23 protein-coding genes are annotated in these 24,182 nt (G+C 47.8%); 17 read left to right on the top strand and 6 right to left on the bottom strand.

Features of this window, described 5'->3' with window-relative positions; genetic code table 11:
* The first annotated feature begins 45 nt into the window (after window positions 1-45).
* The 3 genes from BM099_RS09730 (at window position 46) to maiA (ending at window position 2,694) form a co-directional block, all read left to right on the top strand.
* Window positions 46-1,722 (top strand): FAD-dependent oxidoreductase, encoded by a 1,677-nt coding sequence (locus BM099_RS09730; RefSeq protein WP_090727337.1) that lies wholly within the window; start codon window positions 46-48, stop codon window positions 1,720-1,722.
* A 29-nt stretch (window positions 1,723-1,751) separates the two neighbouring features.
* A complete protein-coding gene (locus BM099_RS09725) occupies window positions 1,752-1,949 on the top strand; it encodes a DUF2783 domain-containing protein (protein WP_090727335.1) in 198 nt (65 codons plus the stop codon).
* A 106-nt stretch (window positions 1,950-2,055) separates the two neighbouring features.
* Window positions 2,056-2,694: a maleylacetoacetate isomerase gene (maiA, locus tag BM099_RS09720; RefSeq protein ID WP_090727333.1), complete on the top strand. Its 639-nt coding sequence runs from the start codon at window positions 2,056-2,058 to the stop codon at window positions 2,692-2,694.
* Here maiA and BM099_RS09715 read toward each other — a convergent pair whose 3' ends face one another.
* On the bottom strand, window positions 2,695-3,933 hold the full coding sequence (locus BM099_RS09715) for an EAL and HDOD domain-containing protein (protein ID WP_090727330.1): 1,239 nt from the start codon (window positions 3,931-3,933) through the stop codon (window positions 2,695-2,697). It lies immediately after the preceding gene.
* A gap of 136 nt (window positions 3,934-4,069) precedes the next feature.
* Here BM099_RS09715 and ylqF point away from each other — a divergent pair, with 136 nt between their 5' ends.
* From ylqF to BM099_RS09670, 8 genes are all read left to right on the top strand, one after another.
* Window positions 4,070-5,038: a ribosome biogenesis GTPase YlqF gene (ylqF, locus tag BM099_RS09710; protein WP_090727327.1), complete on the top strand. Its 969-nt coding sequence runs from the start codon at window positions 4,070-4,072 to the stop codon at window positions 5,036-5,038.
* A complete protein-coding gene (locus BM099_RS09705; RefSeq protein ID WP_090727324.1) occupies window positions 5,028-5,333 on the top strand; it encodes a hypothetical protein in 306 nt (101 codons plus the stop codon). The genes ylqF and BM099_RS09705 overlap by 11 nt, the downstream gene beginning before the upstream one ends.
* Window positions 5,334-5,411: 78 nt before the next feature.
* The gene (locus BM099_RS09700) at window positions 5,412-6,542 is read left to right on the top strand and encodes a BaiN/RdsA family NAD(P)/FAD-dependent oxidoreductase (RefSeq protein WP_177201143.1); all 1,131 of its coding nucleotides are present in this window, start codon (window positions 5,412-5,414) and stop codon (window positions 6,540-6,542) included.
* A gap of 906 nt (window positions 6,543-7,448) precedes the next feature.
* A complete protein-coding gene (locus BM099_RS09695; RefSeq protein ID WP_090727319.1) occupies window positions 7,449-7,886 on the top strand; it encodes a hypothetical protein in 438 nt (145 codons plus the stop codon).
* Between the two features lie 24 nt (window positions 7,887-7,910).
* The gene (locus BM099_RS09690; RefSeq protein WP_090727316.1) at window positions 7,911-8,609 is read left to right on the top strand and encodes a phospholipase D-like domain-containing protein; all 699 of its coding nucleotides are present in this window, start codon (window positions 7,911-7,913) and stop codon (window positions 8,607-8,609) included.
* 424 nt (window positions 8,610-9,033) lie between these two features.
* The gene (locus tag BM099_RS09685; RefSeq protein WP_090727314.1) at window positions 9,034-9,921 is read left to right on the top strand and encodes a DMT family transporter; all 888 of its coding nucleotides are present in this window, start codon (window positions 9,034-9,036) and stop codon (window positions 9,919-9,921) included.
* A gap of 322 nt (window positions 9,922-10,243) precedes the next feature.
* Window positions 10,244-11,182, top strand: coding sequence for a homocysteine S-methyltransferase family protein (locus BM099_RS09675; RefSeq protein ID WP_090727310.1), 939 nt, complete (start codon window positions 10,244-10,246; stop codon window positions 11,180-11,182).
* A 256-nt stretch (window positions 11,183-11,438) separates the two neighbouring features.
* Window positions 11,439-11,960, top strand: coding sequence for a VOC family protein (locus tag BM099_RS09670; protein ID WP_198064125.1), 522 nt, complete (start codon window positions 11,439-11,441; stop codon window positions 11,958-11,960).
* 24 nt (window positions 11,961-11,984) lie between these two features.
* Here the strand turns inward: BM099_RS09670 and istB are convergent, their stop codons facing one another.
* The 4 genes from istB to BM099_RS09645 form a co-directional block, all read right to left on the bottom strand.
* Window positions 11,985-12,710, bottom strand: a complete 726-nt coding sequence (gene istB / locus BM099_RS09665) for an IS21-like element helper ATPase IstB (protein ID WP_269750471.1) — start codon at window positions 12,708-12,710, stop codon at window positions 11,985-11,987.
* Window positions 12,711-12,746: 36 nt separating this feature from the next.
* Complete coding sequence (gene istA, locus BM099_RS09660; RefSeq protein WP_415860141.1) at window positions 12,747-14,297, bottom strand: IS21 family transposase; 1,551 nt, start codon at window positions 14,295-14,297, stop codon at window positions 12,747-12,749.
* 448 nt (window positions 14,298-14,745) lie between these two features.
* Window positions 14,746-15,048 carry a hypothetical protein gene (locus BM099_RS20425; RefSeq protein ID WP_090727299.1) on the bottom strand — a complete coding sequence of 101 codons (303 nt, stop codon included), beginning with the start codon at window positions 15,046-15,048 and terminating at the stop codon, window positions 14,746-14,748.
* 252 nt (window positions 15,049-15,300) lie between these two features.
* A complete protein-coding gene (locus BM099_RS09645; protein ID WP_090727297.1) occupies window positions 15,301-15,486 on the bottom strand; it encodes a hypothetical protein in 186 nt (61 codons plus the stop codon).
* Between the two features lie 338 nt (window positions 15,487-15,824).
* On the opposite strand from BM099_RS09645, the gene BM099_RS09640 reads away from it, so the two are divergent.
* Entirely contained in the window at window positions 15,825-17,120 is a 1,296-nt protein-coding gene (locus tag BM099_RS09640) for a hypothetical protein (protein WP_090727294.1), read from the top strand.
* Between the two features lie 246 nt (window positions 17,121-17,366).
* Here BM099_RS09640 and BM099_RS09635 read toward each other — a convergent pair whose 3' ends face one another.
* Window positions 17,367-17,744 (bottom strand): hypothetical protein, encoded by a 378-nt coding sequence (locus BM099_RS09635; RefSeq protein WP_090727291.1) that lies wholly within the window; start codon window positions 17,742-17,744, stop codon window positions 17,367-17,369.
* A 238-nt stretch (window positions 17,745-17,982) separates the two neighbouring features.
* On the opposite strand from BM099_RS09635, the gene BM099_RS09630 reads away from it, so the two are divergent.
* From BM099_RS09630 to hmgA, 5 genes are all read left to right on the top strand, one after another.
* A complete protein-coding gene (locus tag BM099_RS09630; protein ID WP_177201136.1) occupies window positions 17,983-19,785 on the top strand; it encodes a winged helix-turn-helix domain-containing tetratricopeptide repeat protein in 1,803 nt (600 codons plus the stop codon).
* Between the two features lie 419 nt (window positions 19,786-20,204).
* The gene (locus tag BM099_RS09620; RefSeq protein WP_090727281.1) at window positions 20,205-20,741 is read left to right on the top strand and encodes a GNAT family N-acetyltransferase; all 537 of its coding nucleotides are present in this window, start codon (window positions 20,205-20,207) and stop codon (window positions 20,739-20,741) included.
* A 227-nt stretch (window positions 20,742-20,968) separates the two neighbouring features.
* Window positions 20,969-22,600 carry an FAD-dependent monooxygenase gene (locus BM099_RS09615; RefSeq protein WP_090727279.1) on the top strand — a complete coding sequence of 544 codons (1,632 nt, stop codon included), beginning with the start codon at window positions 20,969-20,971 and terminating at the stop codon, window positions 22,598-22,600.
* Complete coding sequence (locus BM099_RS09610; RefSeq protein ID WP_090727276.1) at window positions 22,600-22,785, top strand: DUF2783 domain-containing protein; 186 nt, start codon at window positions 22,600-22,602, stop codon at window positions 22,783-22,785. The genes BM099_RS09615 and BM099_RS09610 overlap by 1 nt, the downstream gene beginning before the upstream one ends.
* A 30-nt stretch (window positions 22,786-22,815) precedes the next feature.
* Window positions 22,816-24,177, top strand: coding sequence for a homogentisate 1,2-dioxygenase (hmgA, locus tag BM099_RS09605; protein WP_090727273.1), 1,362 nt, complete (start codon window positions 22,816-22,818; stop codon window positions 24,175-24,177).
* The last annotated feature ends 5 nt before the right edge of the window (window positions 24,178-24,182 follow it).

Genomic DNA, 24,182 nt, shown 5'->3' with positions numbered 1-24,182 from the left:
CGCTGTTCGCTATGTAACCTGAGAACATAAAACGAGAGCCATGTAATGCTGAATACCTATACTTTTCAAGAATTTAATTATGCCCGGTCAACTGACCAGGATGCCCAGATCCCTGTAAAACATCCGGTTGTTGTAGTGGGTGCCGGCCCGATGGGCCTGGCTGCCGGAATCGACCTGGCACAAAATAATGTTCCGGTGATCATTCTTGATGATAACAATACCGTCAGCGTGGGTTCGCGCGCGGTTTGTTATGCGAAACGCTTTTTGGATATTTCTGACCGCCTTGGCGTTGGTCAGCGCCTGGTAGATAAAGGTGTTACCTGGAATATTGGTAAAGTTTTTTTAGACGAAGAGCAGATTTACAGCTTTAATATGCTGCCAGAAGAGCATCATCGCCGCCCTGGCTTTATTAACCTTCAGCAGTACTATATGGAAGAGTATTACGTAGACCGTCTCAGTACGCTTGAAAATGCTGACATGCGTTGGAAAAATAAAGTGGTTAACGTTGTCGAAGAGAATGATGTCGTTACTCTGACAATTGCAACCCCCGAGGGTGAGTATCAGATCCAGGCGGATTACGTTATCGCGTGCGATGGCGCTAACTCAAAAGTACGTGCTATGTGTGGTCTTGAATCAAAAGGGCAGGTTTTTCATGACCGCTTTCTGATTGCTGATGTAGTAATGGATCCGAAGAACTTCCCCCCTGAGCGCTGGTTCTGGTTTAATCCGCCTTTCCATGATGGCCAGTCCACGTTGTTGCATCGTCAGGCTGATAACGTCTGGCGTATCGATTTTGATCTAGGCTGGGATGCTGACCCTGAACAAGAGAAGAAGGCAGAAAATATCATCCCACGTGTCAGAGCCTTTTTAGGTGAAGATGTTGAGTTTGAGCTGGAATGGGCTTCTGTTTATACTTTTACCTGTCGTCGTATGAAAGAGTTTCGAAAAGGCCGAATCTTCTTCGCCGGTGATGCCGCGCATCAGGTCTCTCCATTCGGTGCCCGCGGTGCCAATTCAGGTATTGAGGATATCGATAACCTTGCCTGGAAAATTAAGCTGGTACTGGAAAAGCGTGCGCCAGCAGCTTTACTGGATAGCTATTCCACAGAGCGATCTTTTGCGGCAGATGAAAATATTCTTAATTCAACGCGCAGTACTGACTTTATTACGCCTAAAAGCAAGATCAGCCGTGTATTTCGTGACGCTGTACTTAAGCTTGCCAAGAACTACAATTTTGCCCGTCCACTCGTTAACAGTGGTCGTTTATCAGTACCGCCCATCCTGACAGAGTCCCCTTTGAATACTGCTGATAGCAGCAAGTTTGCTTGTAAGGTCGTTCCGGGTGCCCCATGTACCGATGGTCCGGTCGTGCGCAATGGACAGGATGACTTTTTACTGACCTGCTTAGGTAATACATTTAATGGGTTGTTGTTTGTTGAAAAACGTCAGGATCTAACATCTGACACTCTGCAGGATCTGGCTACCTTGGCTGCTGAGAATGTGCCGGTTAACACCTACATTGTGGCTCGTCATGAAATGGATCTTGATCTGCCTGAAGGTGTGGAGTTACTGATTGATAAAGTCGGTGCCGTTACCGAAAGGCTGGATGCTAAATCGGGTACATTTTATCTGCTGCGTCCTGATCAATTAGTGACAGCACGGATGCGTCAGTTCGATCAGCAAACCGTCATCGCCGCTTTAGATAAAGCACTGGGCAAGTAATTAGACAAGCATTCAGGAGAATATGAACAATGAGCACATTAAATACAGAAGCTAACCTGCCATGCCCAGATGATTTTTATCAGGTATTAACGGATATGCACCGAGATCTGTCAGATGAGCAAAGCGCTGATGTAAATGCACGCCTGATATTATTATTAAGTAACCATATTGGTGATCAGAGTGTATTAGAAGAAGCCATGAGAATTGCTCGCGAACATATCAGCTAAGCCGTTTTTTGCTAGCCCGTATTTACTTGACGATATCCGCCCGGCTTAATGCCGGGTTTTAATGTTTTACGTACTCTTAAAAATTCAGAATGCCAAAGGAAATAATATGATTCTTTACGATTACTGCCGCTCATCTGCCGCCTATCGTGTACGTATAGCGCTGAACTTGAAAAGCTTAGCGTACGAGCAACGCGCGGTGAATCTTGTCAGTGGTGAGCATCGTGAAGATGCCCATGTGCAGCGAAATGAGCAGGCTCTGGTGCCTGTTTTAGAAGATAACGGTATGCAGCTAAGCCAATCACTGGCTATATGTGAGTACCTTGATGAAGCCTACCCTGAGACTTATTCACTACTGCTGGGTACGCCGCTAGAACGCGCAAACCAGAGAGCATTTGCGCTGGCGGTTGCCTGTGATATACACCCGGTTAATAATTTACGCGTACTGCAGTATCTGGTGGGTGAGATGGGCGTCGATGCAGAGAAAAAAATGCAGTGGTATCACCACTGGATACATACAACTTTCAGAGCGCTGGAAGCAAAACTGCAGAAACGCAAGACGCCCAGCGCATTTTGCTGTGCCGAACAGGTAACCATTGCTGATATTTGCTTGGTTCCGCAGGTCTTTAATGCGAACCGATTTGCCGTGGATATGACTAACTATCCATTAATTAAGGCTATTAATGCACGCTGTCTTGAAATGGAGGCTTTTGCTAAAGCACACCCGGACTTACAGCCGGGTGCGTAATTAATTCTCTGTCATCGCCTGCATGGCTTCCTTAGTCCACTGCATCGCTTCACGATAGGACTGCTCGTAGATTTCTCCGTCAAAATCTTCGGGCAGTAATTCCCAGTTTCCTGCTTCATAGTTAATAACATTATTCAGTACAATGCCTATATCACCGCTTCCGTCACAGATGGCGGCTTTAATCTCATCTCCCAGTGGAACCTGCTCAAGCATTTTATCTCTTTCGATATCAAGGAGTGCGTGCAACCCGGACATCATACCTGCCATAAAATAACTGGAAGCATTAATTTTCTTTTGATGTTCTGCGACGTTTTCAGACATGCGTCCGCGAATAAGCAGTGCCCGGGAAAGCTCTTCAGGTTTGTCTGCATTGGTCGACATGGCGATGAGCGTAGTCCATTTTTTTATTTGCGGAATACCTAACATAACGATCGCTTCAGAAATCGACTCAACTTTTCGCACTAAAGAGTAGGCTGATGAGTTAACAATGCGTAACAATTTATAAGTCAGTACCGGGTCGGTAATAATCAGCTTTTCAAGTACTTCTGGTTTTACATTAGGATTCTGTAACGCTTGCATTAACTGCAACAGTGCAATTTGACCTGTGCTTATTTTACGGCCTTTAATAAGCTTGGGACGAGACAGAAAGTAACCCTGGAATAATTTAAAACCCATCTCAATACAGGCTTCCAGCATTTCATGTGTTTCAATTTTTTCGGCCAGCAGAGAGACTTTATAAGGCTTAATGATTTTAATTAGTTCAACCAACTCTTCATGCGTATGCGCAAGTACATCAATTTTTACAATCTGCGCCAACTCCAGTAATGGAATATACTCAGGACCGTATACAAAATCATCTAAGGCGATGCGATAACCCTGATCAACCAGATTCTTCACTCCAATGATAAAAGCCTCATCAACCGTAGCGTCTTCCAGTAGCTCGAGTACGATTTGCTTTTTGGGAAGATCCGGAATATTCCCTTCAACTACGATGTCATAGGTCAGGTTGAGGAAGGCCGGAACACGCTTTATCTCTCCGGCATCGCATATAGAGGTATATTCGTTAAGAAGCACTTCACTGGTAGCTTGTGAACCTCCATAAAAGACGGCTCCTTCGGTTTCATTCTCAGTCCGATACAATATTTCATAAGCGACAACACGCTGTTGGCGATCAAAAATCGGCTGGCGCGCCATTAATACTTGACTGCCTAAATGGCTACCTAAAGAGGCGTCGTTCATTGGTTTGCTTTCCTGCATATGAATTTAAACTTAGTTTAGTTGCACATTTCCTTATTTACCAAAAAATTAATCCAGTTATTACACTGCGTCATTGGTCTTGATCGGTATAATACGACTTACTGATAAGGAGAGTACGATGACGATCAACTGGTTTCCCGGCCACATGCACAAAGCCCGCAAGGAAATTGCCAAAGTCATGGACGAAATAGATGCCGTGATAGAGGTGTTGGATGCGCGCTTGCCGCTGTCGAGTGAGAACCCGTTAGTTAACTCTCTGCGTAAAGGTAAGCCCGTCTTAAAAATACTCAACAAAAGTGATCTTGCTGATCCTGTAAAAACAGCAGAGTGGCTTGAGTACTTTAATAGTCAGGAAAATATACAGGCTATCAGTCTGGATCAGGCACAGAAAAAACTGATCAGCAGCATTCCGGATATGTGTAAGCGTATGGTGCCAGGACGTGCCAGTAAGGAAAGGCCTGTACGCGTTATGATCATGGGAATTCCTAACGTCGGTAAATCGACTTTGATTAACGCCTTGCTGGGACGGAAAATTGCCAAAGTGGGCAATGAACCTGCAGTTACAAAAAACCAGCAACGATATACATTAAAAAATGGAATGGCACTCTCGGATACACCCGGATTTCTTTGGCCCAAAATTGAGGATCAGGAATCAGGTTACCGCTTGGCCGCCAGTGGTGCGATTCGTGATACCGCGATTGAATATGAACTGGTAGCCCTTTTTGCGGCGCAGTTCATGTTAACTCAATACCCGCAACAGCTGCTTGAGCGTTACAAGCTTAAGGAGCTGCCTATCGGCAGTGACGAACTACTGGATGACATTGGCCGCAAGCGCGGTGGATTACGCCCGGGCGGTGTCGTCGATCGACACAAGGCATCAGAAGTACTCTTGCATGATATGCGTTCAGGAAAACTGGGGCCGATTACGTTTGAAACAGTAGAAGAGTGGTTATTTAAACAAGCTGAAGCCGAGCGTCTATTACTGGAAGCAGAAGCCGCGCAATTACAGCTTGAAGCCGATGCCGCAGAAAAAGCACGGATCAATCAGAATTATTACGAGAATAGAGACAATAAAGATGACGCGTAAAAAGAAACAACGCAGTTTTGTGGGCCAATTTCTCACACTTGAGTCAGATAAACCCACTAAAGAAGAGCTTTTATTAGACCCAACCAGTCGCGAAAGTCTTAAAAAGAAAGCACTTGAACAGAAAAAGAAAAAGAAGTCTGTCTATCAGAAAGAGTTAGATAAGAAGCAAGAAGAAAAAGATCAGGCGGCAAAAGTGCAATCCGCTAAAGGAGGGCGCTTAGCTGATAAAATTCGCGCAAATGCTAAAGCCAAAACAAACGAAAGTGAAAGCGAAAACAAACAGGCTGACTCATAACATTCTGCCGTTCTATAAAGAGACTCTGCGTTAGTGAAATACGATGTAGTTATTATCGGAGCCGGTGCATCCGGCTTAATGTGTGCGGCTACCGCAGGTTACCGTGGCAGATCAGTACTGGTGATCGAGCATACCAATAAAGTAGGCCGTAAAATTCTGATGTCTGGAGGCGGGCGCAGTAATTTTACCAATTTACATAATACCGCTGAAAACTTTGTGTCAGAAAACCCGCACTTTTGTAAATCCGCGTTGAGTCGTTATTCTGTGCGTGATTTTGTTGAGCTCGTCGAACGCCACGGCGTCGACTATCACGAGAAAACGCTCGGGCAGCTTTTCTGCGACGACAGTAGTAAGGAAATAATCCGCGTACTGCTCACCGAGTGTGAATGGGCTAGCGTTGAGATTCATAAAGAAGTGACCGTTAACCAAGTGCTGAAGCAAGCAGAGGGTTATCAACTCAATACAACAGAAGGCAAGATACAGGCACAGTCCGTTGTTATCGCAACGGGTGGCTTATCGATCCCCAATGGTGGCGCAACCCCGTTTGCTTATGACGTTGCAAAACAGTATGGCTTAACAGTATTGCCAACATCAGCAGGACTCGTACCCTTTACGTTGCAGCCTGATTTGTTAGCGCCGCTTAAACCATTATCCGGTGTGTCACACCGAATAACCGCCAGCGTAGGTGACGTCTCTTTTACCGAAAACATGTTATTTACACACAGAGGCTTAAGTGGCCCTGCGATTCTACAAATCTCCTCATATTGGAACCCTAGCGAAGAAGTCGAAATCAACTTCTTCCCTGAGTTCGATCTATTAAATTGGCTAAAAGGGCAACGAGAACAAAGACCTAAAGCTGATATCTCAACCATCATGTCACAAAAAATGAGCAAGCGAATGGCGCAAATCCTGTGTGAGCTGTTTTCTTTAAGCGGAAACATGGCCGACAAAGGCAATGCCGAGCTTGAGCAAATCTCACAAGCATTTTGCCATTGGCGCGTAAAACCGTCGGGCACAGAAGGGTACCGCACCGCAGAAGTCACCCTCGGTGGAATATCAACCACGGAAGTATCGCAAAAAACCATGGAAGCGAATAAAGCCCCAGGCCTCTTTTTTATTGGCGAGTGTTTAGATGTAACAGGGCACTTGGGAGGGCACAACTTCCAATGGGCATGGGCATGCGGATTTGCAGCAGGGCAGGCGGTTTAGTGTGCAGGTGTATTTAAATTTTAGACAAAGGTAATAAATTTTAGACAAACGGAATTTAAAAATTAGACAAATGGGAGTTTGTCTAATTTTTTACGAAAGCTGGCTATGATGTCCCCTCAAGGGCTGACGCGTTTTTGCATTTTAAGTCTGTTTAGGTGACTTTCGAAAACAACAAGTTACCGATAAAGATGCAGTATAAAAAATCATGAAAGATGAAATGGTCCTAGTTTAAAATGACATAGGAGGTTGAAATCAGCCTGCCGCAATGTTGTTCATTCGTTAGCCCGCTTGCTTTGTGATGTTGATTCAGTGGATAAGCGGGCTAGTTACCACCGAGGGGAACCAGAGCAAGCCGTTTTGGCAGGTCCGTGCCAAAAGCGTACTTTTAGAGTTTGCTAATATAGCATCACATATGCGGACCCTCAGTTCCCAAAGAGGCCAGGTCCGGTAATCCTAAAGTGAACCAGTCGTACTTTGTCCTCATTGATTAACCGACATCACATTAAACCTATCGTATAAAAGTGCTCTGCCTCCTATAATCTATGGAATAAAATATAGAGCTTGATCCAGTATAAATATGCCGCTATGGTTCTACGACATAGCGTCTAGCCAGCATGTACTCGCGGATAGTCCGAAGGAATGGGGAGTGAGTTATTGACCAGTATTTTCTCAAAAGCTGATTATTTACACAGTATAATTTTCTTAAGAAAGCCAATGAAAATTTAGCGTATTTTTTTCCTATTAGTTTTAGGCAGTAGTTCTGTGTGTATTATTATATATAAATATCAAGTGATTAGAGTTTATGAAAAATTATTCGCGGAATTATAAGGATTCCTGATAATAATTATTATGAGGACGCGTTCCTCGTAAATGGACTGTTTGATTTACAAGAGCAAGGAGCCAAATATGAGTGAGTACCAGATAGTAAAAACAATAAAAATTGATGGAGATTTTGACGGGTTTGATGATGAAGTGCTTTTCAAACTTATGGACGGATCCTATTGGATACAGAACGAATACAAGTATTGGTATCATTACGCATATTGCCCTACGGTCCACATCTTAAAATCCGGTAACCGACATTACATCCAAGTTCAAGGCCGTAACGAAATTGTTTCAATCAGACAGATATCGGACATTACTGAATCTCAAATTAATGGTGAATTCAATGGCTGGGAAGGTGAAACTCAATATCAGCTTATGAACGGCGAAGTGTGGAAGCAATCGACTTACAATTACGACTACACATATGCATATATGCCTGTCGCCATAATCTATCATGCGGGTAGTGGCTATAAGATGAAAGTAGAAGGCACAATAGCTGAAGTTCAAAGGATTAAATAACAACCTTGATCGGAAAATAAGAATATGGAACCCGAAGTAATACTGGCACAGTTAAGAGCCCTTTTTGAGCGAGCCCCAGATTTCAACGAATATACTCCCACTTCAAGAGATCATATGACGTGGCTTGGACAAGGTCACGCTCTTATTTCCAGGTGGAACCGCCTTGAAGCATCGTCATTTCAGATTGCATCAGACTTTTTACCAATGGACTCAATAAGAGATCAAAATGTTGCCAAAATATTTGGCGTCATTCAACGAGCTATATCCGACTTAGAATTGACAGTACCTAATGCAACAAAAACCGTATTTGGTGCCGGTGAAGTTTATGATGTTTTTCGCGCACTCAATCGGGTTGTCGCATCGGCTGAAATGTCGATCTTTATCATCGACCCTTATTTAGATGACTCGGTATTTAATCACTATCTAAACTCTAGAAAACCAGGTGTGAGGGTTCGCCTATTGCTAACAAAAAATGCAGATCAGCTAAAACCTGCCGCAGAAAAATATATAGCACAATATGGAGATTTCATAGAAATTAAAAAAACGAAGGCCGTTCACGATAGGGTTATTTTCATAGACGGTTATGTATGCTGGGTGTTGGGGCAATCGCTAAAAGATGCCGCCAAAGCTAAACCAACGTATTTGGCACCGCTGTCCCCTGATGTTATTCCAGCAAAGCTGGAAGAATATGAGAAAATTTGGGGCGATGCCAATGTAATCTGACAAGTTGCTCAAGTCCACGCCGGGCCTTGGCACTCCGGAAGACAAAGGGGTAGGGTCTTGCGTTTTGCACTTCCCAGTATCAATGCAACATGACCGCTCTCACTGACAGCTACCTGCCAGCTGTGACTAGTATCACAGAGAGTGAGATGAAGTAACTATATAGGGTCGATGAGCGACCATCCTTGTCGCTTGAATATGATCTTTATATCTCAGTTTATTCCGGCATTTCCAGGGCATCATCTACATCTATTCCTAAATACCGTGCAGTACTTCCTGGCTTGGTATGACCAACAGAAGCTGCACAGCACGCAAGTTTTTAGTCCGTGCATCAGGGCGCTAGAAGGCATTTAAACTTTGAAAGCATCAAAAAAGTGCTAGGTTGTCGTTTAAACTCTCCAGTAATAATGCTAATCGACTCACACACATGACTCACAACTACATACCTACTGTTAAAGACTGGCTTTCTCTGCTGCTACTCATTCTGCTGTGGGGTACGTCATTTATGTTTACCGCTGTCTCACTGGATAGCTTTAGCCCTGTGGGTATAGTCACGCTTAGAGTGTTGATTGCAGCGATTATCCTAACTCTTTTTATGTATGCCAAGGGTTTGCGTTTGCCTGTCGATCCGTTGGCTTGGGCGATGTTTTTGCTGCTGGGTATTATGGGTAACCTGTTGCCATTTCTTCTGATCTCCACAGGTCAGAAGGATGTTAGCTCGGGCATTGCGGGATTGTTGATGGCATTTATGCCGTTGGCGACAATGATTTTGGCACATTATTTTGTGTTAGGGGAAAGCCTCAATCGCTTTAAAATACTCGGTTTTGTGTTGGGTATTACTGGCGTGGCGATTGTGCTTTGGCCGTCGTTAGTAGGTGCTCACAGCAATTTTCTGAGTGGTCTACTGATTTTGTTTGCCACTTTTAGTTATGCGATAAATGCCATTATGGTGAGGCGATTGCCCTCCTATAACCCTGTTGTAACGGCGGCTGGCGTGATGATTGTTGCCAGCATCACTATACTGCCATTGTGGCTGTGGCAAGATTTGCCGTGGCAACAAAGCTACTCTTTAAAGGCCACGTTATCCGTGTTGTGGTTAGGTATCGGCCCGACTGCGTTTGCCACCATTATTTTGTTTGCAGTTATCGTCACGGCAGGTCCTACGTTTCTTTCGTACATTAATTACGTGATTCCTGTAGTGGCGTATTTTACCGGCGCGCTTATTTTGGGCGAAGCAATTGAATGGCACAGCTTAGCGGCGTTGGTATTAATAATTTTAGGGATAGCGCTAACGCGCAAGCGGGTTGCTGGTTGAATAAGGTGTTCGTTAGTTCTGCTAAACCTTTCTACAATAAACAACCACCCTGGAACAGGGGAAAGTTGGTTGGCCAAAAGAAGCCTCTTAAGTTGAAAGAGATTTGGGCGATCCGCATAAGATTACAAATCGCTAACAACTGTAGAAAATTGGAGCTTTTCAATCTAGCAATCGATAGCAAACTGAGGGCCTGTGATTTAGTGAATTTGCGTGCCAAATATAGTTACTTAACGATTCGTGGGTGTATGCTATTGAATGATGCTTTTTATTCCCGACCGCGATAAAAGTGTTAGATTTTTGAACACAACTAAGAGGAGTAAGGATGGAGCACAATCAAGTGATGCCTCATATGGGGCACGATCTATATCTTAGTTACGTGGGTGCGGAGACTGACATTATATTCAATAAGGGAATCGACTTGCCCGGCTTTGCATCTTATCTATTACTTGAAACAGACAAGGGAAAAGAAATCCTGCGGGGGTACTATTCAAGCCTTATCGAACTAGCCCGAAAGCACGGTGTGGGTGCAATCCTTGACAGCGCAACGTGGGTCGCCAATCGCGACCGTGGTGCACTAATTAGCCAAAGCTCCCAATCATTGGAACGATTGAACATTGAAGCAATAGATATAATTGCTCAGATGCGAAAACAGTATGCCGATGTTTCAATCATCCTGTGCGCCCAAGTCGGCCCCCGCGGTGATGGGTATGCCCCTAAGGATTTAATGACAGCGCAGGAAGCAGAAAGCTACCACAACGAACAGATTGAAACCTTGTCCAGGACAGATGCCGACTTTATCTGCGGGTCGACAATATGCTACCCGGAAGAGGCGATTGGAATTGTTCGCAGCGCCGGGAGATATGGCAAAGCCATTGCTATTTCGTTTACTGTCGAGACGGATGGCTGTTTGCCAACAGGGATTTCGTTAAAGGACGCCATCCTGGCCGTAGACGAAGCAACCGATGCCGCCGCCATTTATTTTATGGTCAACTGCGCCCATCCAGATCACTTCAGTAGAGTACTGGTTGACGAGCCCTGGCTTCAAAGGGTCAAAGGCTTAGTTGCCAATGCTTCACGATGTAGCCATGCCGAACTCGACGCAGCGGAAACCCTTGATGACGGTGACCCTGTTGAACTTGGTGTACAACTAGCGGATTTACGGCGGAAGTTCCCACACATTTCAATCCTGGGCGGCTGCTGTGGAACGGATATGCGGCATATGAAAAACATCGCTGAGCAAGCGCAGAGAGCGGTGTCATAGTTGTCCGGGGACAGTTTACTTAATCCAGTCTACTTCTAGGCCCAGACTTCCCTCTACGTAAGACACGCTTTGTCGCAACATCAAACATGATCTTCCGTATCCTAAAAGTCCGCTTGGTGTCGTTTGCGACTAAAAAACTCAGCCGAAGCAGTTGAGCGTTTTGGATGGTGGGTGCCAAAAACGGACGAATATTGGGCTGATCCTCCTGTTGATAAATAGGCTCGATTTTATGAACGATTAGACTAGGAGAGAAACTATGTCTAGCACTATCCGCACTTGTCTCTGGTTCCGTGACGGGCAAGGCCGCGAGGCCGCAGAGTTCTACTGCTCTCTGATCCCGGAAAGCCGGGTCGAGAGGACCTTTTCTGGTGATGCCGGCAACGGCCCTTTTTCGGTAATCGACTTCTCGCTTGGCGGGATGCTTTACCAGATACTCGACGCCGGACCGCATTTCACCTTGACTGAGGCAGTATCGATTTCGGTCGAAACGGCCGATCAGGCCGAGACGAATCGACTGTGGACCGCGCTGACCGCAGATGGTGGTGAGGAAAGCGTCTGCGGTTGGCTGAAAGACCGCTACGGAGTATCGTGGCAGATTTTCCCGAAAAGGCTAACGGAACTGACATTGAGTACAGACAAGAATGTATCTGCCAAGGCGATGGCAGCCATGATGAAGCAGAAGAAAATCGAAATCGCGCTAATTGCGTATTTCGGCTTGTCCGGCCGGCTGTTCCGGTTTTATCCGGCCACCTGTTTCGGGGTCGTCCGGCCAGGGTAATTCTTCACTTGCCTACCTTCTTTTTTACTTGATTTCTTCTGCCTCCTCCAGTGATTTTTTCCGCTGAGATTCGCCTTGAAGCTCTAATCTGTGAGCATTGTGGACCAGCCGATCCAGTAGCGCGTCTGCCACCGTTGGATTGTCCATTAAGTCATACCATTGAGAGACCGGCAGTTGGCTGATGATAACGGTGCTTCTTCGTTCGTATCGGTCTTCGATAACGTCTAATAAATCGGTGATCTGTTTGCCTTTGAAGCCTTCTAAGCCCCAGTCGTCGAGCAGCAAGAGGTCCACCTTTTGTAATTTGCCTAACACCTTCAAGTAAGACCCATCGACGTGGCCCAGTTTTAGCGTTTCAAGCAAGTGACTCAGGCGGTGATATTGCACCCGATAGTTCTGCCGACAGGCTTGCTCGCCTAAGGCACAAGCCAAGAAGGTTTTGCCACTGCCCGTGGGGCCGGTAATCAGGATGTTTTGTTGGTAGAGCAAGTGACGGCCCTCCAGTAGTGGCTGCATTTGTTCTTTTCTTAGCCCTCGGGCAGCGGGGTACCGCAGCGCTTCAGGCTTGGCCTGAAGTCGTAAGTTGGCGGTTTTACGCAGCCGTTTAATTCGATTGTTGTCACGGCTCATGTGCTCTTGTTCAACGAGTAACGAGAGCCGTTCTTCGAAGGCCAATTCGTTATATGCATTAGGGGTTTGCCATTGTTGCTCCAGTGCCGCCGCCATGGCAGGGATCCGAAGCTGTCGCATTTGACCGAGTAGTGTGTCCATAGTGAGTCCCTTCGATTACGAGTAATAATGTGAGCCGCGCACGTTTTTGTGCTGGGCAGGTATGGATCGATTCGGCGAGAACTCTACGACATTGTCCCGACCATTTTGTAGGATCGTCTGAATGAACTTGCGGGTATAACACCCTTGGTTGAGGGCAATGCCGCAGGCCCGCTCCAGGCGCTCTTCTCCGAAGCGCTTTTGCAGGGACAAGAGGCCAAGACAGCTACGCTGAGCTTGTTCTATATGGGCTTTACTCTGCTCAATGGCATGGATGACGTGTTCTGTATTAGGTCCAATGCGACCCGCCCAGCTGCGAATACGCTCTGGCGACCAGTCTTTATACGCCGCGTGAGCCACGGGCATATGTGCCGATTCAGTGGTGTGTTGGTAGCGCTTCTGACTGCGTGCATGCTGGGCAATAATGTTGCCTTTATAACGTACACGCACTAACCGCTGTGTAACGTTCAGCTCAACCCGCTCGCCTACCAACGTATGAGGTACGGAGTACCAGTGGTTGTCGAAAGCCACGTGGTAATCTTTGGCCACCTTAGCTAACTTGAACTGAGCGTATTCATAAGGATACTCAGGTAGAGCCGATAACGCCGGGGCATCCGTCTGAGCGAACAGCTGGGCCCGGGAGAGGCCGTTATAGCCTTTCATCGGGCGTTTATTCAGATCGTGCATGAGTTCTCTAATGGCTTGATTTAATGACGCTAAGGTATGGAAGGTGTAATGCCTTAACCGAGCGAGCACCCAGCGCTCAACGACTAATACAGCGGCTTCAACCTTGCCCTTGTCTTGGGGCTTGTAAGGCCGTGCGGGTATCACGGGGCAACCATAATGCTGAGCAAAGGCTTGGTAGCTGTCATTGATCACAGGCTCATACCGGTCGGCTTTATTCACCGCCGACTTCAGATTGTCGGGTATCAGCAGCGAGGGTACACCACCTAAAAATTCAAGGCAGCGCCGGTTGGCCAGTAGCCACGACTCTAAGTCTTGGCCTTCACAGGCCTCAATGTAGGTGTAGTTTGAAACACCCATACAAGCCACGAAGATAGCCGCTCGCCTAACCTCGCCAGTGTCGGGATTAACGATCGGTACCGTTGGGCCACAGAAGTCGATAAATAGCTTCTCGCCCGCCTTGTGGGTTTGCCTCATGGATCGGCGCTGTTGACCTTTCCAGACTTTGTAGTGGGCGCAGAATTGAGTATAACCAAGGGCGTTTGAACCGTGTTCGCCTTGATACTCTTGCCAGAGTAGCTGTTTGGTCACGCCAGGCTTGGATAAGTTGACGTCCATGACGACCCAATCGGGTAATACGCGCTGGGTTTGATAGTTGCGCCCCGGCATTAAGGCTTTATCAAGCGCATCAAGAGAGACGCCGTCAGGAAGCGGCCACTGGAAGCCTGCGTTGCCAAACCGAACAACAAAGTCATTCACTGTGGAGCGACCAATATTAAGGGTCAGTGCGATCTGTCGGTTAGAAAGATGACGTTCAAATTTAAGGTGGAAAATTTGCAGATAAATACGCATATCTGTCCTCGCTTTTTTCTTTGGTTTAGTCATATTGGTTCCAACACACAGGTGAACACCTGTTATGCCGAAACCCCAAAGGCAAGAGAAGAAAATAGTGGCCGGATCATGCCGAAATGGGTGGCCGGATCACGCCGAAATCAGTGGCCGGACGATACCGAAATGGGTGACCGGATGACCCCGAAATGCGCACTAATTGAAGCGGCGGTTCGCGACCAGAAGCCTGTGGCCTAACGATTCATTCAAGCCGACGCCGCTTCGCGGTGCGGCTTAACTACTATGAATACATATGAGCCTTCTCAAGTACAGTGGCCAAAGTAACTCTTATTGGCTGCGAAATTGCACGCTGATAAGCAGGTAACGCTCTAATCCCCAATCCGCTTACATTTGCTTTTCACAAAAGTCTGCCTGCCGGAAAAAAAGAGGTTATAAGTTGAGAGGAAAAACCCACTAAATAGTAGGTTTTTAAAGGCATTTTTGTTTATAAAGTATGTTGCTTCGTTTCACCTTGCGGCAGAAGTAGCGAAGTAATTGCATCATAATACCAATGTGAGGCACTAAACCAATCGTCTATTTTTTCCGATTCAAAAACCCTTTCAATGTAGCTATCGAGCAGAGCATTCTGCTGTTCTCCACATTCTTTTGGATTACGAATTATAGGGTACATAGCGTGACCTCCATGCGCATAGCAGCACATTATATTAATATAATGCACGCTTTTATTGTGCACTGCAACAAATTTAAGTTTAGCCTTATTGGTGTAAAATCCGACATCTATAGCCACTGTAAAACACCTGGGATTAATCAGGTATTAACCAATGCTTATTTAAAATCACAGGCGCTTTATGTCTTACGTGATAGTTGGATGAAGCTAGACAATCTTACAGATATGAAATGCATGCTGGTAAGCAGATAACGCTCTAATCCTCAATCCGCTTACATTTTCTGTTCACAAAAGGCTGCATGTCGGAAAAAGAAAAGATTATAAGTAAAGAAGAAAAAACCCACTAAATAGCAGGTTTAGGGATAATTTTGTTTATAAAGTATGTTGTTTCGTTTTATCTTGCGGCAGAAGTAACGAAGTAATTGCATCATAGTACCAATGTGATGCATTAAACCAATCGTCTATTTTATCCGATTCAAAAACCCTTTCAATGTAGCTATCGAGCATAGCATCCTGCTGCTCTACCCATTTATCTGGATTACGAATTATAGGGTACATAACGTGACCTCCATGCGCATATCAGCACATAATATTAAATTCGATAATGATGCTGAATCAAATTATGCTAATATAATACATGGGATTATTGTTGCGATGCAACAAAATTAAATTTGAGTTTTATTGATTCCAGAAGCTGTCATGTTAGTTTGAAGTGTTGAACTTCCGTAAACGACCCGAAGCGTTTATCTATATGGCGAATAGTATCTTCCTCAAAGGACGTGAGATCAGTGACAGTTTATGACAAGATTGCAACAAATCTTCCACAACAAAGCTTCCAAAACAAAGGGTGGGTTTGACCGCAACCCTTAACGCTGGACAAAAAGTACAACCTGTTGATGACGAATCTGAGCGAAAAACGTAAAAAGACAACTCCCAGTTGGGTGGGCACTATGAAAGCCGGCCACTGGTACCGCATTTCAGGAGACCACCCTGATCTTGGGCTGGCGCCGACACCTACAGGCACAAGGTACCTGGAAGACGGCGACCCTGCTAAAGACGTAAACCTCAATCCTTCACGGTCTTTGGAGATGCGCGCAAGGCGACTACTGGGACGTTACGCCAAAGCCCCCTGGAGTGGTCGTTGTGATTTTTGGTCGATAACAGAAACCTGGAATGGAGCAGCCTTCGCCGATTATTTTGGCGACAGTGGCAGCATGATAATTTTTGGGGGCGGTCATAATGATTATTTTGGATCAGACGTACACGCTTTCAATCTGGCGACCCGGCAGTGGTCTAGGATCTCGGATGGTTATGTCAGCGGAAAAATGAACGAATATGGAGCCGGGGCTATTTATGAAGATGCATGTTACCCCAACGGCTCTCCATTACCGCCTCATACTTATGGGTACGTGCAATATGACCCGGTAGGGAATGACTACATTTTATTTAAGGGACAGCGACAATTGGGTCCTGAGGTAGAAGCGATTGCCATCCCACATATACTAAACCTCGACACTCTTAGCTGGAGACGTGGCCCTAAACACCCCGAAGCTGAACTAAAGTCAGGAGGCTGGACTGCATGGGACCCTATGCGCCGAATAATCTGGGGCAACTCTGGCGATGACGGCAATACCTTTATCGGGTATTCACCGGACGGTGAAAATAAGGATGGTACGTTCGGCTCCTGGGGCGCTTGCATGGCCAGCAAACTACCAAACAGTGCCGACCACAACGCGATGGCCTATGATCCGACGCAAGACCGCCTGATAATAGCCGAGCACAAAAAAAGCAGATTGCTATCGATAAACCCTGCAGCCCCCGAGGAGCCAATACGCACTTTGATCAGCAGCTCTACTCCTGTCATTCATCCTTATGCATCCCTGGAGTATGCCCCTACAATGAACGCCATGATCTATTATTCAGCCTGCAATGGAAGTGAACTTTTTTGTATTCGAACAAACGGCGGAAGCAACGGTGTAGAGCAAAATACGGCAACCTATAGCTGGGAAGGCATCACAGCCGCGACCAACCAGCTCAACCCAATTGCGCATGCCGCAAAGACAAGCCAGCATCCAACAAACGTAAAGCAAACCTTTGGCCGTTTCAGAGTTGCCAGCTATGATGGCGTTGATATCGGTATACTTATCCGCCACATAGACTCTCCAGTTTATGTGATTAAATTACCCTGCTGAACAGGCTCGGTTTGGCGAAGGGGATAGACAGAAGGTAAGGGAAAACCACAGACTGCGAAAGAGGGCAACTGAATAGCTCTGAATCGCCACTAGTTTCGCAGCCATGTTATTACGGCGCTCCTGTAGGTATACATCAATCACACCCCCATCTTGGTCTACTTACTCCACAGCCTAATGGCCTCTAAGCTGACAATGATTCAACGTTCAGCCAACAGATTGTCTACATCTCGATGGCTGAGAGGTTGGTTAATAAGGCTGTTTGTGCTCGGTTAAACCCTCACCAATTTGTACAGCTAGTAGTGGGTTACCGCTGGCATAGTCGAAGTCAGAGTATTTGTTGGGCATGAATTTGTTAACCCAACCTCCACGATCCAAAACTTCCCGGGTGTAGGTGGCGACGATCTTCATAAGGTGCCGATCTGCGGAGATGCTGGTGATAACTTCTTCACCATTGGCGCCCGGCACCCAAGGGTTGATCCACTGGCCACGTTGTGACAAGTGATGGTAGTCGCTCAGTATATTGTTCATCATTATATCCGAGCTATCACTTTCAGCCTGAGCCGGCGTAACGGAGAAGGTAGTAGTTAATGCCGCTGCGATAAGGGTGTTAATGAACTTGTTCATGGTCACTCTCCTTAAATTGATCTGAAGCTTTTATGAATGGCCCGTCGTGTGACAGGTGGCCAATCCAGCTTGCTTTCAAAGTAGGCCTATCCATCCGAAACAACCGGAATAAGGCACGAAAAGTCCCGATAAACTACGAAATTCTAAGAAAATCAGTACATTCACAGCATGCGCGATGAATTGACATCACCCTTTCCAGGAGTAGGATGTATCTATGTCAGGTGATAAGGATGTATCTATGTCAGGTGATAAGGATGCTACTTCACTCGACTCGTGTATCTATCTACCACAGGCTGGTATGGTGCTCGATTTGGGCAAGGAAGATCTTCTCGACGCGACGGGTAACCGGGTTGAGCTCCGCCCTCAGGCTTTTCGGGTACTGCGCTATTTGGCCCTGAACGCGGGCCGCGTGGTGACCAAGAAAGAGTTGCACGAGGAAGTATGGCCGGACGCGGTGGTTACCGATGATTCATTAGTGCAGGCAGTCAGCGACCTGCGTCACGTACTCGGCGACATGGAACACATCCTCATTAAGACCGTGCCGCGACGTGGCTACGAACTGGTGGCCGGTGCCATGGTTCGCCACGAAAAGGCTGCGAATTCCGCTAAAAATCTCCAAGTCTTGGATAGCTCAGAGCCTTTGGCGACTAAGTCGGCAGCTCCCGGTTTTCTTGTCTGGCCATGGGCCATGCTGGCTTTAGTCGTTCTGTTGGGTGTAGCAATTAGCGTGCTCCCTCTGCGTGAACAGAGCGTCTCTGTAGCCAGCCCGCAGAATATTGAATCGACGCCGGAAGGTATTCGCCTTCCCATGCCTGATCGCCCGTCCATCGCCGTGCTGGCCTTTCGTGCACCGGGCGGCAGCGAAAGCGAGCAGTTGCTCGCCCGTGGTGTCGCCGAAGAGCTGATCTCGGAGCTTGCGCGCAATGTCGATCTGCGCGTGGTTTCTTGGTATTCGAGCTTCAGGTTCGCCGGGCAGGATGTACCGTTGGAGAAGATAGGGCAGCGTCTGCGTAGCCACTATCTGGTGGATGGCACGGTGCAGCGAGACGGTGAGTTGCTTAGCGTCAGCGTGCAGATGATTGACAGTAGCGACAGCCACTTGGTCTGGTCGACCGAGTATTCGACAGACAGTGGCGAAGTCTTGATGCATCGAGACCAGATAGTGGCTCGCATCGCCGGCAGCTTGCACTCTAAAATGCGGCAAACGGAAGAGAGGCGCGCATTGGTTCGTCCTCCAAAGAATCTAGATGTTTACGAAATGACCCTGCGGGCGATTGCGCTCAAGCACAGGTTCACTGCTAAAGCGACCCGAGAGGCGCGAAGCTTACTGAATCAAGTTATTGAGATTGATCCCGGCTATGCCCCCGGCTGGCTATATCTGGGCATGCTCAACGCGATCGACTCGCTGATCGGCCTGACGGGTGAGTGGACACCCGAGCGTTATGAGGAGATGTTGGCTCAGTCGCAGCGGGCCATCCAGCTCGACCCGCAGCTCCCCGCGGCTTATTTTGGACTTGCGATAACCTATTTGGAGGGTCGCCGATTTAAAGCAGCACTTGAAGCGGTCGAACATTGTGTTGTCCTGGGGCCTGGCGATGCCGATTGCCTTCAATATCTGGCCGGAATGCAGATACGACTTGGCCTGCTAGAGCCTGCAATGGCATCCATCGAGTCGGCACTAGAACTCAGCCCTATTCCGCCCGCCTATGTGATTCACAAGCATGCCTTAGTATTGTGGGCGCACCAGCGCCTAGACGAAGCTTTGCAACGTGCTGACGAGTGCATTGAACAAGCACCGGGCTTTCTGGAATGCCGTAAAATACAGCTATGGTCACTGGTGGAATCGGGGCGTATTGATGCAGCGCGCGTGGCGGCGGATACCATTCTTACGCAGTTTCCCGCGGCCAGCGCCGACTGGTTTCGCATGGGTTTTGACGAGAGCGCTACCGAGTTGCGCGCACGCGTGACCAAGGCGGCGCTAGCGGCCGGCTTGCCGGAAGATGCTGATCCGCCTGCCGTTACCAAACTCTCAAAACAGTAAAATCAGCGTCTGCTTGCATGGTTCTTGAGAACATGAATGACTGCAGTGTTCGCAGACTCCAAGTGGTGGCAATACTACATTCCTTTATTTTATCTGAGAGCCAGCTGTTTGGCCTGCTCACTGCTCGGCCCCGTGGGTCTTGTGAACTGGTACTGGATTCCGGGGACAGTTTACTTAATTCAGCCTACTTTTAGGCCCAGATTTTACTTTACGAAAGACACGCTATGTCGCAACATCAAACAAGGTCTTCCGTATGCTAAAAGTCCGGTTAGGGTAGAGCTTTGCGACTTAAATTGCTCTGAGTCGAACCAGATCAAGCGTTTAGGCAGGTGGGTGCCAATTCGGTCATGGGCAGTAATTTTAAAGATAGGCATCTATCAGCCTAAAACGAAAAGCGTAGTAATTTTGGAAAGTAAGGCATGAATCACCGAATTCTCGACAATAAAAATCAAAAAGAAATAGCAGCTTTTTTTACTTCTGTGTTCACTTCATCTGAGGGAGAAAAAGAAGGCAAGTTGATTGGCAATCTTGCCTCAGAGCTATCCTCAAACATCGACAATGACGAAATAATCTGTTTCGGCACATATGAAAATGAATCACTCATTGGTGCTATTTTCTTTACTCGTCTTCGGTTTAATGAATCCACTCTGGTTTATATGCTGGCTCCGGTTGCAGTAAGCACTGAACATCAGGGTAAAGGCATCGGGCAGGCACTAATCAATTATGGACTTAATGCGATAAAAAATGGTTCTGCGAATGTTGTTATTACTTATGGAGACCCATCTTTCTACTCCAAGGTAGGATTTGAACCTCTGTCAGAAGATGTCATCCAAGCTCCTCTGGAACTTTCAATGCCAGTTGGTTGGCTGGGCCAATCCTTATCGGGTGATCCAATTTCTACTATCCATGAACGTCCCACTTGCGTTAAGGCGTTCAATGATCCCGTTTATTGGTAATTACAAGTACATAATCAGGTAGCCCAAGGTCTCTAACCCCAGCCCCACAACACCCTTTTAATGATACGGGCATATTATCAAATGCTGATATTGCTAGAGCTGTTGCTTCGATCAGCTCTGCCCGTTTGTCACCTTATATCCCATTTGTCACCTCATATAAGGGACAGACATTAAAATAGATTCCTATTAGTGTATTGATGATCAATAAACAATAAGAAGGAATTGTCATGAGACCCAATGGCCGCAGTGAAAATGAGTCGCTTTACTTCACCTATCCACATTTCGACGCGCCTGATCCAGCCGAAAGGAGCAAGCAAAAAGATGTTGCTCCGGTAGCCATTGTGGGCGCAGGACCGATTGGCATGACAGCTGCACTTGCGCTGGCCAAAGAAGGTATCCGTTCGGTTGTCTTCGACAACAAAGCCACCTTTAACGATGGTAGTCGCGCAATCTGCGTCGCGCGGCCAAGTTACTACATCCTGGAGCAACTTGGCGCCGTAGCCCCTTTCCTGGAGAAGGGGCTTGGGTGGACAACCGGGCGATCGTTCTTTCGTGGCGAGAAAATCCTTGAATTCAAAATGCCTGATGGACCAGACGAAAAATTCCGTCCGATGTACAACCTTCAGCAGCAGTACATTGAGCAGTTCCTTTGGCAGGCGGTTGAAGCGAATGACCTGATCGAAACTCGTTGGCAAAGCGAGATAACGGGCATTGAGGACACGTCTGATGGAGCACGCCTTAACGTACAGGACCCTTCCGGGGACTATGGCTTTGCGGCACATTGGGTCCTGGCATGCGACGGGGCTCGCAGTCAGCTCCGCACGATGCGCGGGCACAGGCTGAAGGGCGAGAACTTTGAAGGCCGCTACGTGATCGCAGACGTCCAGATGGATCACGATTATCCGACGATCCGACGCGCGCTTTTCGATCCAGACTCCCGTCCGGGTGGAACCGTTCTGATCCACAAGCAACCTGATAACATCTGGCGGATCGACTACCAACTCGAAGACGGCGAAAGTACAGAAGACGCTCTGCGCGAGGAAAAGGTCCGCGAAAGTGTCACGTCGGTTCTCAAAGATATTGACTACACAGGGTCGTGGGAGTTGGAGTGGTGGAGCGTGTATTCCGCTAACACCCTGGCAATGGACGATTACCGTGACGGGCGTGTCTTCTTTGTGGGTGATAGTGCACATATCGTTCCGATCTTTGGGGTTCGTGGTCTGAACAACGGCCTTGCCGATGCCGCTAATATCGGCTGGAAACTGGGCTGGGTTCTGAACGGCAAGGCTGGCGAAGCGTTACTCGACAGCTACTCGCCAGAACGGCGGGGGGCAACGTTCGACGTTTTTGCAAATGCATCAAAGAGCGCGCGTTTCATGACTCCGAATAGCCATGGCTGGAGACTGATGCGCGACGCGACACTCTCGCTTGCGCTGACCCATCCTTTCGCAGGAGAGCTTGCCAACCCACGGCAGATGACAGCCTTTACTTATAGCGAAAGTCCAGCCACACTCGCTGAGGACCCATCTTTTATTGGAGGTCCTGGTGTTGGTGCGCTGATGCCCGAGTCGCAAATGGACGGCGATTTTCTTTCTGATCGACTGGGAAAAGGGTTCACCGCCCTGTGCTTTGATGAGGATTTGGCGCAGCAGATCGTAACTGCTTGTGCCTCAGATAACTCGCTGACCGTCTTGTCGCTAGCGCATCCATCGGCAGTGTCCGATAAGTTCGCGGCAGATGCCCGCTCCGTGTATCTGGTGCGTCCAGACATGCACATTGCCGGACGCTGGCACGAGGCAACGGCAGAGGTTGTCATCGAAGGATATCACTCAGTCACATTCCGGAAAGGAGTACTGTAATGAACCACGCAGATTTGGAAAATATTTACGCAGCGCTGGCCCGTAAGATCGACGAAGTAGGGGAGGCGCAGAGCGAACTATTTCTCGCCAAGCTCGTCCTGTTATTGGCGCACAACAACGGTGACGCAGAGGAGGTACTGGAGTGCATTGACGGCGCATCCGCATCACTTGTCACAAACAATTAATCCAAGGGGAAATCCCGAGGAGTAGTGCGCATGACTAGCAAAATAACTCTTAGTGGACTGACCCAGGCCGCTACCTCGGTTGGCACCTCCGCAGGTTATATGCCCGGCTTTGGCAATGAATTCGAGACTGAGGCGCTGCCAGGTGCATTGCCACACGGCATGAACTCCCCGCAGAAGGTTAACTATGGGCTGTATGGCGAGCAGTTGTCGGGTACCGCTTTCACTGCGCCTGCGCATCAAAACGAACGTACGTGGTGTTATCGTATCTGGCCTTCGGTGAAACATTCGAGCCGCTATACTAAGATCGATGTTCCGTACTGGAAGTCGGCGCCACATATCCTGCCAGATGTGACTTCACTTGGTCAGTATCGCTGGGATCCGGTTCCTCACACGGAAGAAAAACTTAACTGGATAACCGGTATGCGTACCATGACCACTGCAGGGGATGTTAATACGCAGGTCGGCATGGCGAGCCATATTTATCTTGCTACCGAGAGTATGACGGACGACTACTTTTTCTCAGCCGATAGTGAGTTGTTGGTGGTGCCACAGGAAGGGCGGCTGCGTTTTGCTACTGAACTTGGGATTATCGACATTGCACCCAAGGAGATTGCGATTATTCCTCGCGGCTTGGTTTATCGCGTTGAGGTGCTCGAAGGCCCGGCACGCGGTTTCGTCTGCGAGAACTACGGGCAGAAGTTTGAGCTACCGGGTCGCGGGCCGATCGGGGCAAACTGCATGGCCAACCGTCGGGACTTCAAATCGCCGGTTGCGGCTTTTGAAGATCGCGATGCGCCTTCGACAGTCACTGTGAAATGGTGCGGCCAGTTTCATCGCTGCGAGATTGACCATTCGCCTCTGGACGTGGTCGCATGGCACGGTAATTATGCGCCTGTGAAATATGATCTTCGCACTTATTGCCCGGTGGGCTCGATTCTGTTTGATCACCCCGACCCGTCAATTTTCACTGTGTTGACCGCCGCTTCGGGGGTTGAAGGCACGGCCAATATCGACTTTGTGCTGTTCCGCGAGCGCTGGATGGTGGCCGAAGATACCTTCCGTCCACCCTGGTATCATAAGAACATCATGTCCGAGCTAATGGGCAATATTTATGGCCAGTACGATGCCAAGCCGCAGGGTTTTGCGCCGGGCGGCATGAGCCTGCATAATATGATGCTGCCGCATGGGCCGGACCGTAATGCCTTTGAAGGGGCGTCAAATGCGAACCTCAAGCCCGAGAAGTTGGATAATACGATGTCCTTCATGTTCGAAACACGTTTCCCGCAACATCTAACGGAATTTGCTGCAAAGGAGGCGCCGCTTCAGGACAATTACATCGACTGCTGGAAGGACATCGAGAAAAAATTCGATGGCACGCCGGGTAAGAAGTGAAAGTC

It is taken from the genome of Neptunomonas qingdaonensis (assembly GCF_900113275.1).
Taxonomy (GTDB): Bacteria; Pseudomonadota; Gammaproteobacteria; order Pseudomonadales; family Balneatricaceae; genus Neptunomonas; species Neptunomonas qingdaonensis.
The sequence above is the reverse complement of the archived record's forward strand: the minus strand, read 5'-3'. Positions and strand labels throughout refer to the sequence as shown.

Excerpts from the sequence above, each read along its gene's own strand:
- BM099_RS09700 (WP_177201143.1), top strand. The coding sequence starts at position 5,412 with ATGTGTGCGGCTACCGCAGGTTACCGTGGCAGATCAGTACTGGTGATC.
- BM099_RS09695 (WP_090727319.1), top strand. The coding sequence starts at position 7,449 with ATGAGTGAGTACCAGATAGTAAAAACAATAAAAATTGATGGAGATTTT.
- istA (WP_415860141.1), bottom strand. The coding sequence starts at position 14,297 with ATGACTAAACCAAAGAAAAAAGCGAGGACAGATATGCGTATTTATCTG.
- ylqF (WP_090727327.1), top strand. The coding sequence starts at position 4,070 with ATGACGATCAACTGGTTTCCCGGCCACATGCACAAAGCCCGCAAGGAA.
- BM099_RS09610 (WP_090727276.1), top strand. The coding sequence starts at position 22,600 with ATGAACCACGCAGATTTGGAAAATATTTACGCAGCGCTGGCCCGTAAG.
- BM099_RS09620 (WP_090727281.1), top strand. The coding sequence starts at position 20,205 with ATGAATCACCGAATTCTCGACAATAAAAATCAAAAAGAAATAGCAGCT.
- BM099_RS09725 (WP_090727335.1), top strand. The coding sequence starts at position 1,752 with ATGAGCACATTAAATACAGAAGCTAACCTGCCATGCCCAGATGATTTT.
- hmgA (WP_090727273.1), top strand. The coding sequence starts at position 22,816 with ATGACTAGCAAAATAACTCTTAGTGGACTGACCCAGGCCGCTACCTCG.
- BM099_RS09630 (WP_177201136.1), top strand. The coding sequence starts at position 17,983 with ATGTCAGGTGATAAGGATGCTACTTCACTCGACTCGTGTATCTATCTA.
- BM099_RS09690 (WP_090727316.1), top strand. The coding sequence starts at position 7,911 with ATGGAACCCGAAGTAATACTGGCACAGTTAAGAGCCCTTTTTGAGCGA.
- istB (WP_269750471.1), bottom strand. The coding sequence starts at position 12,710 with ATGCGACAGCTTCGGATCCCTGCCATGGCGGCGGCACTGGAGCAACAA.
- BM099_RS09615 (WP_090727279.1), top strand. The coding sequence starts at position 20,969 with ATGAGACCCAATGGCCGCAGTGAAAATGAGTCGCTTTACTTCACCTAT.
- BM099_RS09635 (WP_090727291.1), bottom strand. The coding sequence starts at position 17,744 with ATGAACAAGTTCATTAACACCCTTATCGCAGCGGCATTAACTACTACC.
- BM099_RS09675 (WP_090727310.1), top strand. The coding sequence starts at position 10,244 with ATGGAGCACAATCAAGTGATGCCTCATATGGGGCACGATCTATATCTT.
- BM099_RS09730 (WP_090727337.1), top strand. The coding sequence starts at position 46 with ATGCTGAATACCTATACTTTTCAAGAATTTAATTATGCCCGGTCAACT.
- BM099_RS09715 (WP_090727330.1), bottom strand. The coding sequence starts at position 3,933 with ATGAACGACGCCTCTTTAGGTAGCCATTTAGGCAGTCAAGTATTAATG.
- BM099_RS09670 (WP_198064125.1), top strand. The coding sequence starts at position 11,439 with ATGTCTAGCACTATCCGCACTTGTCTCTGGTTCCGTGACGGGCAAGGC.
- BM099_RS09640 (WP_090727294.1), top strand. The coding sequence starts at position 15,825 with ATGACGAATCTGAGCGAAAAACGTAAAAAGACAACTCCCAGTTGGGTG.
- BM099_RS09705 (WP_090727324.1), top strand. The coding sequence starts at position 5,028 with ATGACGCGTAAAAAGAAACAACGCAGTTTTGTGGGCCAATTTCTCACA.
- BM099_RS09645 (WP_090727297.1), bottom strand. The coding sequence starts at position 15,486 with ATGTACCCTATAATTCGTAATCCAGATAAATGGGTAGAGCAGCAGGAT.
- BM099_RS09685 (WP_090727314.1), top strand. The coding sequence starts at position 9,034 with ATGACTCACAACTACATACCTACTGTTAAAGACTGGCTTTCTCTGCTG.
- maiA (WP_090727333.1), top strand. The coding sequence starts at position 2,056 with ATGATTCTTTACGATTACTGCCGCTCATCTGCCGCCTATCGTGTACGT.